The 17,885-nt window shown below is 64.4% G+C and carries 13 protein-coding genes; 8 read left to right on the plus strand and 5 right to left on the minus strand.

The window, feature by feature from the left end:
* Positions 1 to 49: 49 nt before the first annotated feature.
* Entirely contained in the window at positions 50 to 691 is a 642-nt protein-coding gene (locus tag CP557_RS10595) for a TetR/AcrR family transcriptional regulator (RefSeq protein WP_097379874.1), read from the minus strand.
* Between the two features lie 146 nt (positions 692 to 837).
* Here CP557_RS10595 and CP557_RS10600 point away from each other — a divergent pair, with 146 nt between their 5' ends.
* From CP557_RS10600 to CP557_RS22555, 4 genes are all read left to right on the plus strand, one after another.
* Positions 838 to 3,699, plus strand: coding sequence for an efflux RND transporter permease subunit (locus tag CP557_RS10600; protein ID WP_143825065.1), 2,862 nt, complete (start codon positions 838 to 840; stop codon positions 3,697 to 3,699).
* 265 nt (positions 3,700 to 3,964) lie between these two features.
* Positions 3,965 to 4,393 (plus strand): hypothetical protein, encoded by a 429-nt coding sequence (locus CP557_RS10605; protein WP_097379876.1) that lies wholly within the window; start codon positions 3,965 to 3,967, stop codon positions 4,391 to 4,393.
* A complete protein-coding gene (locus CP557_RS10610; protein WP_245852978.1) occupies positions 4,380 to 5,360 on the plus strand; it encodes an alpha/beta fold hydrolase in 981 nt (326 codons plus the stop codon). Before CP557_RS10605 ends, CP557_RS10610 begins: the two co-directional genes overlap by 14 nt.
* Positions 5,361 to 5,517: 157 nt before the next feature.
* Positions 5,518 to 5,655, plus strand: coding sequence for a DUF7331 family protein (locus tag CP557_RS22555; protein WP_169924370.1), 138 nt, complete (start codon positions 5,518 to 5,520; stop codon positions 5,653 to 5,655).
* Between the two features lie 233 nt (positions 5,656 to 5,888).
* On the opposite strand, the gene CP557_RS10615 is transcribed toward CP557_RS22555, so the two are convergent.
* On the minus strand, positions 5,889 to 12,737 hold the full coding sequence (locus tag CP557_RS10615; RefSeq protein ID WP_097379878.1) for a carboxypeptidase regulatory-like domain-containing protein: 6,849 nt from the start codon (positions 12,735 to 12,737) through the stop codon (positions 5,889 to 5,891).
* Between the two features lie 423 nt (positions 12,738 to 13,160).
* Between CP557_RS10615 and CP557_RS10620 the strand changes: the two genes are divergently transcribed.
* Entirely contained in the window at positions 13,161 to 13,352 is a 192-nt protein-coding gene (locus tag CP557_RS10620; RefSeq protein ID WP_006432730.1) for a 30S ribosomal protein S17e, read from the plus strand.
* Positions 13,353 to 13,487: 135 nt separating this feature from the next.
* Here CP557_RS10620 and CP557_RS10625 read toward each other — a convergent pair whose 3' ends face one another.
* Positions 13,488 to 13,754, minus strand: coding sequence for a hypothetical protein (locus tag CP557_RS10625; protein WP_097379879.1), 267 nt, complete (start codon positions 13,752 to 13,754; stop codon positions 13,488 to 13,490).
* Between the two features lie 232 nt (positions 13,755 to 13,986).
* Here CP557_RS10625 and asd point away from each other — a divergent pair, with 232 nt between their 5' ends.
* The 3 genes from asd to CP557_RS10640 all read left to right on the plus strand — a co-directional run bounded on the left by asd (position 13,987) and on the right by CP557_RS10640 (position 16,294).
* Positions 13,987 to 15,021 (plus strand): aspartate-semialdehyde dehydrogenase, encoded by a 1,035-nt coding sequence (asd, locus tag CP557_RS10630; protein ID WP_097379880.1) that lies wholly within the window; start codon positions 13,987 to 13,989, stop codon positions 15,019 to 15,021.
* Positions 15,022 to 15,287: 266 nt separating this feature from the next.
* Complete coding sequence (locus CP557_RS10635) at positions 15,288 to 15,932, plus strand: helix-turn-helix domain-containing protein (RefSeq protein ID WP_097379881.1); 645 nt, start codon at positions 15,288 to 15,290, stop codon at positions 15,930 to 15,932.
* Between the two features lie 53 nt (positions 15,933 to 15,985).
* Positions 15,986 to 16,294, plus strand: a complete 309-nt coding sequence (locus CP557_RS10640) for a HalOD1 output domain-containing protein (protein ID WP_097379882.1) — start codon at positions 15,986 to 15,988, stop codon at positions 16,292 to 16,294.
* 27 nt (positions 16,295 to 16,321) lie between these two features.
* Here the strand turns inward: CP557_RS10640 and CP557_RS10645 are convergent, their stop codons facing one another.
* Both CP557_RS10645 and CP557_RS10650 read right to left on the minus strand, forming a co-directional pair.
* A complete protein-coding gene (locus CP557_RS10645; RefSeq protein ID WP_097379883.1) occupies positions 16,322 to 16,756 on the minus strand; it encodes a universal stress protein in 435 nt (144 codons plus the stop codon).
* A 156-nt stretch (positions 16,757 to 16,912) separates the two neighbouring features.
* Positions 16,913 to 17,884 carry a D-2-hydroxyacid dehydrogenase gene (locus CP557_RS10650; protein ID WP_097379884.1) on the minus strand — a complete coding sequence of 324 codons (972 nt, stop codon included), beginning with the start codon at positions 17,882 to 17,884 and terminating at the stop codon, positions 16,913 to 16,915.
* Between the last annotated feature and the right edge of the window lies 1 nt (position 17,885).

Genomic DNA, 17,885 nt, shown 5'->3' on the forward strand with positions numbered 1-17,885 from the left:
GGCACGTCGGCAGGGGAGACGGCGAGCGGTCCGGTCGTTCCCGCGACCCTCACTTGTCGCCGACGCCGTCGCGAGCCAGCCCATCGAGATAGTGATCGAGTTGCGTCCGAACGCCCGCGATCCACCCGTCGTCGTCGGTCGTACTGCCGAGGAGGAGCGCCCCCTCGATACAGAGGTAGAGCATCCCGGCGACAGCGTCGGGGTCGACCTCGCGAACGGTTCCCTCCTCGATACCCGCTTCGATCAGGGCGGCGAGTCGGTTCCGGGCCATCCGATCGAAGGAGTCGAAGTGATCCCGATAGGCGGGATCGTGAACCGCCTGGGTTCGCAACTCGAGGATGACGCGATCGATCGTCTCCGAGGCGTAGTCCTCGAGTCGGTCACCGTCGGCCGTCTCCCCCAGAACGGCGAGATCGAGGAGTCGGTCGAGACTCTCGAGGGCGTTTTCCCCGGTCTCGAAGATGAGTTCGTCGGCGTACGTCACGAGCAGCGAGTTGGCGAACTCGAGTAACAGCTCGTCCTTGCTCTCGAAGTGGTGATAGATGGTCGACTTGCTCACCGACGCCTCGTCGGCGACGCGGCTGATCGAGAGGTCGGCGTAGCCGTCTTCCTCGAGCGTCCGGTAGGTAGCCGCGAAGATCGCTTCTTTCCCGCCGGCCGACTCGTCGAACAGCAGCATTCCCTGGTCCATCCTGACCGACTGTTCGGTCGACCGATACAAGAAGGCCGCGGGCTCGCCGCTCCGTTTCGACGCGGGAACGAACCCCCATCTTTTTCTACCCGACCGAACGTTCGGTTAACTATGATACCGAACGTTCGGTTGGTGGCGTGGTCACGATGAGCGCCGAGACGATTGCAGCGGCGATCACGGAGAATCGACGGGTCGTTCTCGTCGCGATACTGTTGCTCACGGCCGGACTCGGTGCCGGAGCTACCGCGATCGAGGAAGACACTGCGATGGACGAGTTCCGGACCGAGTCCGACGAGCGCGAGACACTCGAGTACATCGACGAACACTTCGCGACGCGCGGTGGCGAGACGACGACGGCACAAGTGGTCGTCGAAGCGGACGGGGACAGCGGGAACGTCCTCGAGCGCGAGTCCCTCGTCTCCGTCCTCGAGTTCCAGCGGGCGCTCCACGACGACGACCGCGTTTCCCGGACGCTGGTCGACGACGACCCGATCGTCAGCGTTCCGAGCGCGATCGCGACGACGGCGATCCACGAGGACCGTGCGAGGGAGCTCGAATCGCGGGCCGCCGAGTTGAACGCGACCGAAGCGAAACTCGCCGGAGCGCTCGAGCGCCTCGAAGCCGATCCGGACGCTGCCATCGAAGCCGAGTTCGAGGCCGTCGACGAACGGACGCCGGTCGAACTCACCGACGACCACGCCGACACGTTCGAGACGGCGGCCAAGCGGCTGCGTCGAGCCGAGACGGAGTCCGAGCGCGAGACGGCGTATCGACAGGGAACGCGTGGCGTCCTCGGCGACGAGTACGATGCGCTCGCGGCGGATCGGGCGGCTCTCGACGACGGCCTCGAGCCGTCGCTCACGGCCCAGATCGATCACGTGGAGTCGATGAGCGACGACGAACTCGCGGCGACGATCGAACGGGTACTCGGCGCGGACGAGGGTCGCGACGAACTGTTCGCGCTCATGCCGACCGCGTACGAACCCGGCGAGCCGACGGCGTCGGGAACGATCGTCGCCGTCGTCCAGGATACCGAGGGCGAGTACGTCGCGGTGGACAGCGCCCCGGCATCGATCGTCACTGGCCAGCAAGCGATCGCCGAAATCGGCGAGGCGGAACTCGAGGGATCGGCGTCCGTGTTCGGCAACGGTATGACCGCGGACGAGATCGAATCGGCGGCTCCGGACAGCCTCGCCGTCGTGGGTCCGCTGGCGTTCGCGTTCGTCCTCGTGGTCCTGTCGATCGCTTACCGGGATCCGATCGACGTCGTCGTCGGACTCGTCGGCATCGTGCTCGTCCTCGTCTGGACGTTCGGCACGATGGGCTGGCTCGGTATCGATTTCGCCCTCGTATTCGTCCCGGTTCCCGTACTCCTGATCGCGTTGTCGATCGACTACGCGATCCACCTCCTCATGCGGTATCGGGAGGAACGAACCGACGGCACGCTCGACGCCGACGCCGGGATGGCTGCCGGCCTCGTCGGCGTCGGTGTCGCACTCGTCACCGTGACGCTGACCACGGCGGTCGGCTTCCTCTCGAACGTCGTGGGCCCGATCGGTCCGCTTCGGGAGTTCGGCATCGTCTGCGCTATCGGGATCGTCGCCGCGCTCGCGGTGTTCGGTCTGTTCGTCCCAGCCGTAACCGTCTCGATCGACGACTTCCTCGAGACACGAGGAATCGACCGTCGCCGATCCGCTCTCGGGACGGGCGACCGGCTCCGTCCAGTACTCGTGGTCGGGAAGCGGATCGCCAATCGGGCACCGCTGGCGCTTCTCGTCGTCGCAGTCGTCCTCAGTGCGGGTGGGGCCTACGGCGGGACGCAGGTCGACACCAGCTTCGACACGGCCGCGTTCCTGCCCGACGAACCCGAGTGGACCCACGAACTCCCCGATTCGGTGGCCCCCCGTACGTACACCGCGGCTCCGACGATCGAAACCCTCAACGAGGAGTTCGTCCGTCAGGACAGGCGCGCACAGATACTCGTCGCGGGTGATATCACCGACTCGGAGACGTTACAACGGGTCGATACCGCCGGACGGGAAGCGGCGACGAGCGATACAGTCGCACGACTCCCGAACGACGCCCCCGCCATCCGGAGCCCAGTTACCGCGATGGAATCGGTCGCCGCGACGAACGAATCGTTCAACGAGACGTTCCACGATGCGGATACGGACGGCGACGGGGTTCCCAACTCGAGACTGGCACCCCTTTATGACGAGTTCTTCGCCGCCGATTCCGCGACCGCCGAGACGGTCATCCACCGGACCGACGAGGGCGAGTACGAGGCGCTTCGACTGATCGTCACGGCCGCCGGCGACGCCTCCAACGGGGCGGTGACGACGGAAACGCGAGCCGCCGCGACGGCTGTCGACGGTGACGGGGTGACTGCCACCGTCACCGGGCAGGGAACCGTACTGAACTATCAGACGGAACGGGCCATCGTCGAAACGATCGTCACGAGCCTGCTCGCTACGCTCGCCGTCGTCGGCTGTCTGCTGGTGGTCGTCTCCCGCCGGACGGCAGGATCAGCCACGCTCGGACTCGTCACACTGATTCCCGTCCTCCTGACCCTCTGTTGGGTCCTCGGGACGATGTGGCTACTCGAGATCCCCTTCAACTACATCACCGGCATGATCGCGAGTCTCACGATCGGGCTCGGAATCGATTACAGCGTCCACGTGAGCGAACGGTACCACCGGGAACTCGAGCGGGGCGGGACGATCGGTGACGCCCTCGAACGGACGGTGACCGGGACTGGCGGTGCGTTGCTTGGAAGCGCGGCAACCACGGCCGGCGGGTTCGGCATCCTCGGGTTCGCCTTTCTCCCCTCGCTGCAGTACTTCGGGCTCATCGCGGCGATCTCGATCGGATACGCGCTCGTCGCGAGCGTGATCATCCTCCCGACGCTCCTCGTCTACTGGACGCGGTTCGCCGCTCCCGATCGGGGGCCGTCGGGACCCGAACGGGCGTCACAGCCCCCCGCGACGTCGACCGCGGAGGACGACTGACGGCACCGAACCGTTGCGACGCCCGAGACCGCTCCTGAACGAACCCATCGAACACCCATCCCGCGACGACTCGATCGTGTTTCGACGCCCGTCGCCGCCGGGAACGGCGTCTCGAGAACGATCGGTGTGAACCGTTTGGTTCGGCAGTATACCAGCGCGCGGTGGAACCATATTGCGGTCCCTCGTCGTTGTATTTACGTCTTAGATGTCTGATTATATTGTGTGAGCTACATTGAGTGGGTCGGCAAAGGTGGCGTGTGGTTTCATGACGGAAACAGAACTCGGCACTCACGAGTGGTGGGAATCGTACAAGGAGACGGTAAACAGCGATCCCGAACTGAACGTCAGGGGACACGGCAAGTTCTCCGAAAACTTCTACGTCGAGATCGGCGACGAGCGCGTCCTCCTCGAGATGGACGACGGCGAGATCGAAACCCTCGTGCCCAACCCGACGATGAACCACCAGTGGTCGTTCGGCGTCGAAGGCGACCGCGAGACCTGGGAGGAGTTCGTCCGGGAGACGCCACCCGCGTTCAACCACGAGATCATCGCGTCACACTATCGAACGACGGTTCGCAACGAGGACGGTCACCTCGAGTTGACCGGCGACAACAAGAAGATCTTCCAGCATCTGCGCGCGTTCCAGCGAACGCTCGATCTGATGCGGGTCGCACACAACGATGGGGGAAGCTGAGATGGCCGAAACCTACCAGCAGGGCGACGTCGAACCGATCGACGGGTCGTACGTCCACGTGGACGTCGAGGGCGTCGATCACCGGATCTATTTCGAGGAGAACGGGCCCGAAGATGGCATCCCGCTGGTCTGTCAGCACACGGCCGGCAACAACTGCCAGGAGTGGCGTCACCTCCTGACGAACGAGGACATCACGGAGGAATTCCGCGTCATCGCTCACGACTTGCCGTATCACGGCAAGTCGGTCCCCCCGACCACCCAGGAGTGGTGGACCGACGACTACACCATGACCGCCAAGCGGTTCACCGAGACGCTCGTGAACCTCGCCGACGCCCTCGAGCTCGAAGACCCGATTTACATGGGCTCGAGTATGGGCGGCAACATCGCCCTCGAGCTGGCCGACTGGTACCCCGAGCGATTCCGGGCGCTGATCGGACTCGAGTGCGGTGCCCACAGCCCCGGGTTCTACATCGACTGGCTCGACCACCCCGAAGTGAACACGACGGAGGTCAACGCCTACGCCTGTTGGGGGTTGATGGCACCCCAGAGCCCCGAACAGACCCGCCGCGAGACGATGTATCTCTACGAACAGGGCGCGACGGGCGTGTTCAAGGGCGACCTCTACTACTACTCCGTCGATCACGACTACCGCGACAAGCTCGATCAGGTCAACGCCGACGAGTGTCCCCTCTACATCGCCAACGGCGAGTACGACTATCTGACCACACCCGAAGACGGTCGGCAGACCGCAGCGGGGATCGGCGAGGGTGCGACCGCGATCGAGTTCGCCGAGATCGGGCACTTCCCGATGAGCGAACACCCGGAACTGTTCAACGCATACATACAGGAGGTGCTCGCCGACGTCACCGGCGACCGGGACGAGGAGCTTCCGGACGTCCTCGAGCCGGACGACGTCGGCATCGAACTCCATCAGCAGGGGCCAGCACGCGAGAAACACGCCGAATAGTCGCTCCCAACCCGATTTTCGATCGGTTCCCGTCCTGGCCACCCGTCGGTGGTCTCACTTCGGGATCCGTTTTTCGACGCTATCGAACGGCGGACAGAGCAGCCGGTCGAACACAAGACTGATACTACCTGTTGACAGTTATCATGCAACAACATTCATGCCAGGAACGACATCCGAACCGGATCGGTACGCCGAGCACCAGACGGAGGAGGGAACCGTCCGCATCTTCGACCGGAGAAACGATGCAGCCTGGATCGAATCGGATACGACGCTATCGATCGCCTGGCAGACCTGAGAACACGGAGCCGCGATCACAGTCGTTCCACGTCAGTGGACACGCTCGCGAACCGGTAGTCCGATGTAGTACGTCGATTCCGTTCCGTCCAGGCGAAAAAACGAGCGTGACGGAGAGGGGTTCTCACCCTCGTCCATCGATTCGTGCGTTCGTCGTCCGATACCGTTGGACTCCCATCGCCGCCAGCGAGTGTCCGTCCTACACTGTCGGTCGTGGCAGGTCCTGGGTCGACCTCACGGAGCGAGGCCCGATTGCGCGGTACTACCGGCGTCCGCGATCAGTTCCGCAGCGTCGGTCTCTTCACCGTCCTCGATCGTGACGGACGCACCATCGTACTCGGCGTCGAGCATCTCGGTCCGCCACAGGTACCCATCGTCTTCGACGATGACCGACTGGACGCCCGAGGCGTCTGGCTCGAACTCGAACGTCGCATCGTCACCGGCACCATCGACGACTTCGAATTCGGCCGTGAACGCGTCGACCGGTGTGTCGTCCTGTCGCGGTGGCGCCCAGTTCGGAGCGATGACCAGGATCCCCTCGTTCTCGATATCGACGACCTGCCAGTGTGGTCGATCGATATCCTCGAGTTCGAGGGCGTCGGAGTCGTACCGGAGAACGAGCGTGTACGCACTGATCTTCGTCGTGTTGTCAGTTGCGGACTCGATGTCGGTGTCGACGGTGACGGTCTCGCCGACCGCAGCGCTGTCCTCGTCGACATCCGCGTCGACGATGACATCGACGTCGCTCTCGTCGTCCGTTTCGGTGAGCGTCACGTCGACGGTGACGGTCGTGTCGGCGTCGACACTCACGGTCTCGCTTGCGTCTTCGTAGCCGTCGGCGGTGATCTCGAGCGTGTACTCGCCTTCCTCGAGCTCAAGTTCGTAGCTGCCGTCGTCGGCAGTCGTCACCGTCTCATCGTCAGCGCTGATAGTCGCGTTAGCGATCGGTTCGCCGTCCTCGTCGGTGACGGTCCCCGCGACCGTTCCGACGCTCGGGGTCGGTTCGCTCCCGCCATCGTCCTCCTTGAGGGAGACGTCGACGGTCACGTTCGAGTTCGCCTCGACCGTAACGTTCTGGGTGGCGTCCTCGTAGCCCTCCGCCGAGACGGTGAGGGCGTACTCACCGCTCTCGAGTTCGAGTGCATAGCTCCCGTTGTCGTCGGTCGTCGTCTGCTCATCACCGACGCTGACAGTCGCGTTGACGACCGGCTCGCCATCCGTGTCAGTGACGGTTCCCTCGAGGGTCCCGACAGTCGGCGTCGGGTCCTCGTCCTCGAGTGCCTCGAGCTGATCGGCTGCGCCGTTCAGGTTGGGCTGGATGTCGGTTTCGACGAGGTCGGCAGCGTCGCGAAGCGACTGGGCTGCCGTCTCGGCGAGTCCGCCCTGTTCTTCGAGGTCATCCGCAACGTCGCGTGCGTCGGCCGGCGATTGGACTTCCTCGGGGTCGACATCGGCGATGCCGCCCTGGTTGATCACTGCAACGACTCGATCGAAGATGGCCGCTTCGCGGTCGTCAGCATCCGCTCGAAGGCGATCGGCTTCCGCCGTAGCTTCCGAGACGGTCTCGGCTTCGACCGGGTCGACCTGTTCGACGTTCTCGACATCGGCACCGACGAGTCCAGCCTTCTGCTGGAGCTTGTCGTTGAACGACGTGATCGCGTCGTTGGCGCTCGCGATTTCGTTGTCGTTGACGCTTTCGACTGTCTCGGCGACTTCCGAACCCTCGTCCGAGTCGTCCTCGAGAGAGATGTCGACAGTCGCAGTCGAGTTCGCCTCGACTGTAACGTTCGCCGTGGCGTCCTCGTAGCCCTCCGCCGAGACGGTGAGGGTGTACTCACCGCTCTCGATCTCGAGGGTGTAGGAGCCGTCGTCGGCGGTCGTCGTCTGCTCGTCGCCGACAGCCACGGTTGCGTTGGCGATCGGCTCACCGTCAGCATCAGTGATGGTCCCGTTGACCGTGCCGACGGTCGGTTCGCTTCCGCCATCTTCCTCGAGGGTGAGGTCGACAGTCGCAGTCGAGTTCGCCTCGACTGTAACGTTCTGGGTGGCGTCCTCGTAGCCCTCCGCCGAGACGGTGAGGGTGTACTCGCCGCTCTCGATCTCGAGGGTGTAGGAGCCGTCGTCGGCGGTCGTCGTCTGCTCGTCGCCGACAGTGACCGTCGCGTTGGCGACCGGTGCGCCGTCGGCGTCGGTGACGGTTCCCTCGAGGGTGCCGACAGTCGGCGTCGGGTCGTCGTCCTCGAGTGCCTCGAGTTGGTCGGCCGCACCGTTCAGGTTGGGCTGGATATCGGTTTCGACGATATCGGCGGCGTCGCGTAGCGACTGGGCTGCCGTCTCGGCGAGTCCGCCCTGTTCTTCGAGGTCGTCGGCGACGTCACGTGCGTCGGCCGGCGACTGGACTTCCGCAGGGTCGACGTCGGCGATGCCGCCCTGGTTGATCACCGCGACGACTCGATCGAAGATCGCAGCCTGTCGGTCGTCAGCATCCGCTCGGAGGCGATCGGCTTCCGCCTGAGCCTCCGAGACGCTTTCGGCCTCGACCGGATCGACTTCCGAAACGTTCTCCACGTCGGCCCCGACGAGTCCAGCCTTCTGCTGGAGTTCGGCGTTGAACGAGCCGATCGCGTCGTTCGCGCTCGCGATCTCGTTTTCGTTAACGCTCTCGACCGTTTCGGCGACTTCCGAACCCTCGTCCGAGTCGTCCTCGAGGGAGACATCGACGGTCACAGTCGAGTCAGCCTCGACCGTGACGTTTGCCGTAGCGTTCTCGTAACCGTCGGCGGTAATCTCGAGGGTGTACTCTCCTTCCTCGAGTTCGATCGCATAGCTCCCGTTGTCGTCGGTCGTCGTCTGCTCGTCGCCGACGGTGACGGTTGCGTTCGCGATCGGTGCGCCGTCCGTATCGGTGACGGTCCCGTTGACCGTGCCGACGTCCGGGGACGGTTCGCTCCCGTCATCTTCTTCGAGGGAGACGTCGACGGTCACGGTCGAGTTCGCCTCGACCGTAACGTTCTGGGTGGCGTCCTCGTAGCCCTCCGCCGAGACGGTGAGGGCGTACTCACCGCTCTCGAGTTCGATCGCATAGCTCCCGTTGTCGTCGGTCGTCGTCTGCTCGTCGCCGACGACGACAGTCGCGTTGGCGATCGGCTCGCTGTCGGCATCAGTGACCGTTCCGTCAATCGTTCCGACGGCCGGCGTCGGGTCGCCGTCCTCGAGTGCCTCGAGCTGATCAGCTGCGCCGTTCAGGTTGGGCTGGATGTCGGTTTCGACGATATCGGCAGCGTCTCGCAGCGACTGGGCTGCCGTCTCGGCGAGTCCGCCCTGTTCTTCGAGGTCATCCGCAACGTCGCGTGCGTCGGCCGGCGACTGGACTTCCGCAGGGTCGACGTCGGCGATGCCGCCCTGGTTGATCACCGCGACGACTCGATCGAAGATCGCAGCCTGTCGGTCGTCAGCGTCGGCTCGGAGGCGATCGGCTTCCGCCTGGGCCTCCGAGACGGTCTCGGCCTCGACCGGATCGACTTTCGTAACGTTCTCGACGTCGGCACCGACGAGTCCAGCTTTCTGCTGGAGCTTATCGTTGAACGAGCCGATCGAATCGTTCGCGCTCGCGATCTCGTTTTCGTTAACGCTCGCGACGACTTCGGCGACCGACTCCGATCCCTCGTCCGAGTCGTCCTCGAGAGAGACATCGACGGTCTCAGTCGAGTCAGCCTCGACCGTGACGTTTGCCGTGGCGTTCTCGTAGCCGTCGGCGGTGATCTCGAGGGTGTAGTCCCCTTCCTCGAGCTCGATCGCATAGCTCCCGTTGTCGTCGGTCGTCGTCTGCTCGTTGCCGACGGCCACAGTGGCGTTGGCGATCGGCTCGCCATCCGTATCGGTGACGGTTCCTTCGAGGGTCCCGACGCTCGGGGCCGGGTCGTCGTCTTCGAGTGCCTCGAGCTTGTCGGCTGCGCCGTTCAGGTTGGGCTGGATGTCGGTTTCGACGAGGTCGGCAGCGTCTCGCAGCGACTGGGCTGCCGTCTCGGCGAGTCCGCCCTGTTCTTCGAGGTCGTCGGCGACGTCACGTGCGTCGGCCGGCGATTGGACTTCCGCAGGGTCGACGTCGGCGATGCCGCCCTGGTTGATCACTGCAACGACTCGATCGAAGATCGCAGCCTGTCGATCGTCAGCGTCGGCTCGGAGGCGATCGGCTTCCGCCTGGGCCTCCGAGACGGTCTCGGCTTCGACCGGGTCGACCTGTTCGACGTTCTCGACATCGGCACCGACGAGTCCAGCCTTCTGCTGGAGCTTGTCGTTGAACGAGCCGATCGCGTCGTTCGCAGCCGTAATTTCGTTGTTGTTAACGCTTTCGACGACTTCCGCAACCGACCCCGGTCCCTCATCCGAGTCGTCCTCGAGGGAGACGTCGACGGTCACGGTCGAGTCGGCCTCGACCGTGACGTTTGCCGTGGCGTTCTCGTAGCCTGCTGCCGAGACGGTGAGTTCGTACTCACCGCTCTCGAGCTCGAGGGTGTAGGAGCCGTCGTCGGCGGTCGTCGTCTGCTCGTCGCCGACGGTGACGGTCGCGTTGGCGATCGGCTCGCCATCGGCGTCGGTGACGGTTCCGTCAATCGTTCCGACGGTCGGCTCGAGTTCCTCGAGCGTCACGTCGACAGTGTTCGTCTCGTCGGCCTCGACTGTCACGACTTCGCTGACGTTCTGGTATCCCTCGGCCGAAATCGTGACCGTGTGGTTACCGGGCTCGAGTTCGAGTTCGTAGGAGCCGTCGTCGGCAGTCGTCGTCTCCTGACCCTCGGCGGTCACGGTCGCGTTGGCGACCGGCTCGCCGGCGGCGTCGGTGATGGTCCCCGCAACCGTCCCGACGGGCGGCTCGACGTCTTCCTCGTCGACGGTGATGTCGAGGACAGTCGTCTCACCGGAGACGACGGTCACGGTTTCGCTGGTGTCTCCGTACCCCTCAGAACTGACTGCGAGGGTGTACTCGTCCAGTCCCTGTTCGAGGACGTAGCTGCCATCGTCGGCGCTCGTCGTCTGCTTGTCACCGACGGTGATTGGCACGTCGCCGACCGGCTCGCCGTCGGCGTTGGTGACAGTCCCGTCGACTGTCCCGACGGTTGGCTGGATCTCGAACTCGTAGAAGCCGTCGTCGTCGGTCGTCGTCTGCTTGTCGTCGATACTGACGGTCGCGCCGGCGATCGGTTCGCCGTCCTCGTCGGTGACGGTTCCTTCGACTGTGCCGACAGCCGAGTCGGTATCGTCGGATCGCACCAGCGAGACGTCGACGGTCACAGTCGAGTTAGCTTCGACCGTGACGTTCTCGCTGGCGTCCTCGTAGCCCGCTGCCGAGACGGTGAGTTCGTACTCACCGCTCTCGAGTTCGAGCGCGTAGGAGCCGTCCTCGGCGGTCGTCGTCTGCTCGTCGCCGACGGCCACAGTGGCGTTGGCGACCCGCTCGCCATCCGTATCGGTGACGGTTCCCTCGAGGGTGCCGACAGTCGGCGTCGGGTCGTCGTCCTCGAGTGCCTCGAGCTGGTCGGCCGCACCGTTCAGGTTGGGCTGGATGTCGGTTTCGACGATATCGGCGGCGTCGCGTAGCGACTGGGCTGCCGTCTCGGCGAGTCCGCCCTGTTCTTCGAGGTCGTCGGCGACGTCACGTGCGTCGGCCGGCGACTGGACCTCCGCAGGGTCGACGTCGGCGATGCCGCCCTGGTTGATCACTGCAACGACTCGATCGAAGATGGCCGCTTCGCGGTCGTCAGCATCCGCTCGAAGGCGATCGGCTTCCGCCTGTGCCTCCGAGACGCTCTCGGCCTCGACCGGATCGACTTCCGAAACATTCTCGACGTCGGCCCCGACGAGTCCAGCCTTCTGCTGGAGTTCGGCGTTGAACGAGCCGATCGCGTCGTTGGCGCTCGCGATCTCGTTGTCGTTGACGCTCTCGACGGTCGTGGCGACCTCGTCCGATCCCTCACCCGAGTCGTCTTCGTCGCCCTCGTCCCCGTCGTCGTCCGGGGTCTCGAGGGTAACGTCGACTGTCGCGGTCGAATCGGCCTCGACCGAGACGTTCTCGCTGGCGTCCTCGTAGCCGTCGGCGGTAATCTCGAGCGTGTACTCGCCCGGCTCGAGTTCGAGCGCGTAGCTGCCGTCGTCGGCAGTCGTCGTCTGCTCGTCGCCGACGGTGACGGTCGCGTTGGCGACCGGCTCGCTGTCGGCGTCGGTGACGGTCCCTTCGACCGTCCCGACCGCCGGCTCGGGCTCGCTCAGCGTCACGTCGACGGTTACAGTCGAATCGCTTTCGAGGGTGACGTTCTCGGTGGCGTCCTCGTAGCCGTCGGCGGTGATCTCGAGGGTGTACTCGCCGCCCTCGAGTTCGAGCGCATAGCTCCCGTTGTCGTCGGTCGTCGTCTGCTCGTCGCCGACGGTCACGGTCGCGCCCGCGATCGGTGCGCCGTCGGCGTCGGTGACGGTCCCTTCGACCGTCCCGACCGCCGACTCGGGCTCCTCGAGTGCCTCGAGCTGGTCGGCCGCGCTATTCAGGTTGGACTGGATGTCGGTTTCGACGATGTCGGCGGCGTCGCGCAGCGACTGGGCTGCCGTCCCGGCGAGCCCGCCCTGTTCTTCGAGGTCGTCGGCGACGTCACGTGCGTCGGCCGGCGACTGGACCTCCGCAGGGTCGACATCGGCGATGCCGCCCTGATTGATCACTGCGACGACTCGATCGAAGATCGCGGCCTGTCGGTCGTCAGCGTCGGTCCGGAGGCGATCGGCTTCCGCCTGTGCCTCCGAGACGCTCTCGGCCTCGACCGGGTCGACCTGTTCGACGTTCTCGACGTCGGCACCGACGAGTCCAGCTTTCTGCTGGAGTTCGTCGTTGAACGACGTGATCGCGTCGTTTGTGGTCGCGATCTCGTTGTCGTTGACGCTCTCGACGACCTGTGTGGGGTCGTCGTTCTGTACTTGAATTCGTTCGGTGGCCGGTACTGCACCGCCACTCATCCCTGCGGCCCCGATGGGGGCAGCGACGAGTGATAAAACCACCAGGGCAGCAAGTAGTGTTGCCCGGATCTGTCTGTCTGTCATGGCTATCACGCCGTCTGGGGAGTCAACGACATCCTGATTGTATTTTTGCCCGTATATGGCTGTAACTTTTAATTAGGAACGGGTTACAGGGAGTGAATCATCTCCGCGAAGGAAGCGATGCCGGCTCTAGAGGGGCTTCGATCGAAAGCCACCGAAAACCGGATGCTGAAGCGTCTACGTACAACATAGTAGCCACCGAGAACGATTTGCATCTGACCGCAATGCCGCCATGCGGCCAGGCGTACAGTGGCTTGCAGTGGCTACTATACCAGTCTCGCTGTGTCTCGGTCGTGGTCACGGGATAGCCAACGAGTTTCGAGAACTCGAGTCGAGACGGGAGACCGTCCGAGAGGGTGCCAGCAAGGGAGGGGTCCAAGCGCCAAAGAGAAAGGGATTAAGAGCCTCTGGACGGAATCGTCTCGTATGGCAATCAAACCGGCCTACGTCAAGAAGACCGGAACGCTCCTCTTAGAGCGGTATCCGGAAGCGTTCACGACCGATTTCGAGCAGAACAAAGAAAGCGTCACGAAACTCACGAACGTCGAGTCCAAGGGCGTCCGCAACCGTATCGCGGGCTACGTAACTCGAAAGAAAGGCGCTGAAGTTCCCGCGTAAGTCGTTCTTGAGGACGTCCAGCAAGTTACTTCGGACGGACGCGAGCAACTGTCGTTAGCGCTGCGGTCGTAGCCACGGCGACGCCATCGAACGGATTCTCGAGGAGGGTGATCGTACAGAGGAGTCGGCGAGCCGTTATTCGTCGAAGCCGGGCTCCATGTAGAGCGCGGCGACGAACGCGACGAGAGCGATCCCGAACGCGAAGAGAAGGCCGATAAGACCCGTCAAGATGGACAGTTCCATGCCGATACCCGGCAGTGCCGAATCGTTGTAGCCCGTCCAGGCGAAGACGATTCCGAGCAGCGCCGCGACGGCACCGATGGCCGCTGCACCCACGCTAAACCGCGTCTCGAACAGTCCTCGATCGCTCGTACTCGCGGTCGAACTCGTCATCGGGACCACCTCTGGCCGGCGACCTCGCGTCGATCCTGTCGATAGTGCATCGGTCTCTAGGTGCCACTCCCGTTTCTTAATAGCTTCTATCCGTTCAGCGGACGCTGGCAGCAGCCGTCGGTGGTGGCGGACGATGCTGTCGCCGGACCGGCGACGAGGAACGACGGCGCGGTCTCCGCCGATTGACACCTGCTACCGAAAACCCAAACGGTTTTGCGGACACAACTCGGAGTGGCGGAAAATGGCAGTACGAGTAGGCGTACTCGGTGCGACTGGCGCTGTTGGACAGCGATTGATTCAGCTGCTCGATCCCCATCCGGAGTTCGAGATCGCCGCACTCACCGCGAGCGACGCCAGTGCCGGCAAGACGTATCGACAGGCCGCGAAGTGGCGCGTCGACAGCCCGATCCCGGCGGACGTTGCGGAGATGACAGTCACGGCGACCGATCCCGACGAGGTCCCCAGCGACGTCGACATGCTGTTTTCCTCGCTCCCCTCGAGCGTCGGCGCGGACGTCGAGCCTGCCTTCTGTGAGGCCGGCTACGTCGTCTCCTCGAACTCCTCGAACGGTCGGATGGACGACGACATCCCACTCGTGATTCCGGAGGTCAACGCCGACCACCTCGACCTGCTCGAGGTCCAGCGCGACGAGCGCGGCTGGGACGGCGCGATGGTCAAGAACCCCAACTGCTCGACGATCACCTTCGTCCCCACGCTCGCGGCCCTGACCGACTACGGCCTCGAAAAAGTCCACGTCTCGACCCTGCAGGCCGTCTCCGGGGCCGGCTACGACGGCGTCACCTCGATGGAGATCATCGACAACGCGATTCCCTACATCGGCGGCGAAGAGGACAAACTCGAGACCGAGTCCCGCAAGCTACTCGGCGAGTTCGACGGCGCCGAGCTGTCGCACAACGGCATGGACGTCGCGGCCTCCTGTAACCGCATCCCGACGATCGACGGCCACCTCGAGAACGTCTGGGTCGAGACCGAGGAGGAACTGACCACGGACGCGGCCGCCGAGGCCATGCGGGAGTACCCCTCGCTCGACCTGCGTTCCTCGCCCGACCCGCTCATCCACGTCTTCGAGGAGCCCGATCGACCACAGCCACGGATGGACCGCACGCTGGGTGACGGGATGGCAATCGCCGCCGGCGGCCTTCAGGCATCGCCGTTCGGCCTGCAGTACAACTGTCTGGCCCACAACACGATCCGCGGTGCCGCCGGTGCGAGCGTGCTCAACGGCGAACTGCTGCTCGAGAACGGCTATCTCTGAGGACGACTGCTGCTCGAGAACGGCTATCGCTGCGGACAGCGGGCGATTTCGTCGGATCGATCGACTCTTCCGTTCGGGTCCGGTTCGAGGCCGGTACCACGCCGAGCGGTCACGGTGTCTGTTCACTTGCAAGGGGTAAGTACGTACGACCGCCGATACTATGGGAAGTACTCGACGGACGGCAAACCACACGTTCGGTATGTATCGACTCGGCCGTCCGGACAGTCGATCAGCTATTCGGACCGTCGACAGTGCGTGAGAGTACCATGGTCCTCATCGTCGAATTCGAAATCGAGACGCCGATCCTCCGAGAGACCGTCGAGACCGTCTCGAGGATCGACGTCGAAGAGATCTACCGGTCCGAAACGGGTGAAACGAAGCTCATCTGCTGGGTCTACGGGGACGACCTCGAGCGGGTCGACGGGACGCTGGCCGACGACGACACCGTACGGGGATGGACCCTGCTCGAGGAATCGGCCGACCGGCGTCTCTACAGCGTCACGCTATCCGAACACGGCGAAAGTCATCTGACATATCCCACGGCGGCGGAGTACGATATCGGCTACCGCGAGATCACCGTCACGGAGGAGACACGAATCCGTGCCCGCGTCCCGACGCGGGAGGCGCTGTTCGCGTATCGCGATCGCTGTCTCGAGAAGGGGATTCCGTTTCGGATCCTACGTATCTTCCAGGAATCGGACCAGGCACGGGATCGATACGGGGTCACCGATAGACAGCAGGAAGCACTCCTCATCGCACTCGAGGAGGGGTACTTCGACGTCCCACGAGAGACGACGTTGTCCGCGGTCGCCGGACAGCTCGATATTTCGGATCAGGCACTCTCGGCGCGTCTCCGACGGGGACAGGCCAACCTACTCCGGAACACGCTCGGAAGTTCTCCCCCCTCTTAAACCGTTGGCGCTCCAATCGGGGTTGTTTCCCCCGTCACACCGGTATGACGGGTATGGAAACCGACACCGCAGCCGACGGGACGCAACTGCACACCGTTGATCACACCTACCAGGCCGACCCGGACCAGCCACTCAGCGAAGCGGTCCTCGCGGCGATCGCATCGGAATCCGAACTGGACACGCTCGAACTCGCGGACGAGTTCGGCCCGCTGTACGACGTGATCGATCCGACCGCACTGGACTCGCTCTTTCAGTCGGGCCTGAAGACGGAGCGGTCCGTCGGCACCGTCACGTTCGAGTACGCCACCTATCGAGTAACGGTCGATCAGGACGGCGAAGTAGTACTCGAAGACCGAGCATAACGGACGAAACTCGGGACGACTGCTCCGCTACTCCTCTTCGTTTCGCGGCAGCGCGACCACCGGAACCGAGGCGTTTTTCACCAGCCGGCGAGCCACGTCACCGGTGAGTAGTTCCACGAACCGGTTCCCGTCGCGGGGCTCGAAGACGACGGCGTCGACGTTCCGTTCGATCGCCGCCTCGGAGATCGTCTCGACGACGTCGGTACCGAAGAGGATCGCCGTTTCGACGGCTCCGGCCCGCTCCTCGAGGGGGCCGCGGGCACGGTCGAAGATCTCCCGCGCGTATTCCTCGCGCTGTTCGACCGAGGCCTTGTCGGGCGCGCCGCCGGCCTTCTCGATCACGTTGACGACGATCACTCGACTCGAGGGCTCGAGATACGGTGCGAGTGCCGCCGCCGTCCGCTCCCCGTCGTCGGGGTCGGCTGCGGGGACGAGGATCGTCCCGTCGAACGTTAGCGACACTGGATACCCTCCGCTCGGGCGCATCGACCGGCTAGTGAACGGTCCATACTCGTCATTCGCCACAGGGGATCAAAAAGATGGGCCGAACGGCTCGAACGGAGCGAGTTGGAACCGACCGCGGCCATGCGGATTCCGATCGCCATTCGATCGGTTCGATCAGGGCAGGACCTGATTTCTGAGTGACGGGGAGTCCCCGTCGTCGAACCGCCGGCGGTTTTCGGCAACGATGTCGGCCAATCGATCGTAGTAGTTGGGCGTGTGGCCCGCGTTGTGGGGCGTGATCTGGACGTTCTCGAAGGTCCACAGCGGGTGCTTTTCGGGAAGCGGTTCGGGGTCGGTGACGTCCAGCGACGCGCCGCGGATCCAGTTCGATCGCAGCGCCGCCACGAGCGCGTCGGTGTCGACGACCGGGCCGCGGGCGACGTTGACCAGTACCGCCTCGGGATCTATCGTGACGAGGGCCTCTCGATCGATCAGTCCGTGCGTCGTCTCCGTCAGTGGACACGCGAGCACGAGGTAGTCAGTCCGCGCGAGCGCGTCGTCGAACGCCTCGCCCTCGAAGCCGATCACCTCGTCCGTCGGCCCTCCCTTCTCGGGGGTGTATCGCACACCGATCGTGTCGACGCCGAACGGCTCGAGGCGCTCACAGACCGACTGGCCGATCGCGCCGAGGCCGACGACGGTGACCGTCGACCCCTGTAGCTCGGTGGCCTTGTAGTGGCGCCACTCGCGACGGCGCTGCCGGCGCGCGCCGACGTGGAATCGTCGGGTAAATCGGAGGATCGCACCCAGGACGTGCTCGCCGATGTTCGGCCCGTGGACGCCCGAGGCGTTCGTCACCGCGACGCCGCGCTCCTCGAGTCGATCGAGGGGCAGGTGGCCGGTCCCCGCGTAGGCACACGCGAAGACCGCGAGGTTCTCGGCGGCCTCGAGCAGTTCGTCGTCGAAGGTCATGCCGGTGACGAAGCGCGCGTCCCGAATCGCGTCGCGCTCCTCGGCCGGAGTTCGTGCGAGCGCGACGGTGTGATCGGGCAGTCGTTCGCGGATCGCGTCGGCGTACCGTTCGATCGGTATCCCGTGGGTCCCCTTGCGTAACACGAGCACGTCCGGCGTGTCAACTGCAGTCATG

The sequence above is a fragment of the Natrinema ejinorense genome, assembly GCF_002494345.1.
Lineage (GTDB): Archaea > Halobacteriota > Halobacteria > Halobacteriales > Natrialbaceae > Natrinema > Natrinema longum.

Bases quoted from the DNA above. Each gene is read 5' to 3' on its own strand.
- CP557_RS10595 (WP_097379874.1), bottom strand. From the start codon at position 691: ATGGACCAGGGAATGCTGCTGTTCGACGAGTCGGCCGGCGGGAAAGAA.
- CP557_RS10600 (WP_143825065.1), top strand. From the start codon at position 838: ATGAGCGCCGAGACGATTGCAGCGGCGATCACGGAGAATCGACGGGTC.
- CP557_RS10605 (WP_097379876.1), top strand. From the start codon at position 3,965: ATGACGGAAACAGAACTCGGCACTCACGAGTGGTGGGAATCGTACAAG.
- CP557_RS10610 (WP_245852978.1), top strand. From the start codon at position 4,380: ATGGGGGAAGCTGAGATGGCCGAAACCTACCAGCAGGGCGACGTCGAA.
- CP557_RS22555 (WP_169924370.1), top strand. From the start codon at position 5,518: ATGCCAGGAACGACATCCGAACCGGATCGGTACGCCGAGCACCAGACG.
- CP557_RS10615 (WP_097379878.1), bottom strand. From the start codon at position 12,737: ATGACAGACAGACAGATCCGGGCAACACTACTTGCTGCCCTGGTGGTT.
- CP557_RS10620 (WP_006432730.1), top strand. From the start codon at position 13,161: ATGGCAATCAAACCGGCCTACGTCAAGAAGACCGGAACGCTCCTCTTA.
- asd (WP_097379880.1), top strand. From the start codon at position 13,987: ATGGCAGTACGAGTAGGCGTACTCGGTGCGACTGGCGCTGTTGGACAG.
- CP557_RS10635 (WP_097379881.1), top strand. From the start codon at position 15,288: ATGGTCCTCATCGTCGAATTCGAAATCGAGACGCCGATCCTCCGAGAG.
- CP557_RS10640 (WP_097379882.1), top strand. From the start codon at position 15,986: ATGGAAACCGACACCGCAGCCGACGGGACGCAACTGCACACCGTTGAT.
- CP557_RS10650 (WP_097379884.1), bottom strand. From the start codon at position 17,884: ATGACTGCAGTTGACACGCCGGACGTGCTCGTGTTACGCAAGGGGACC.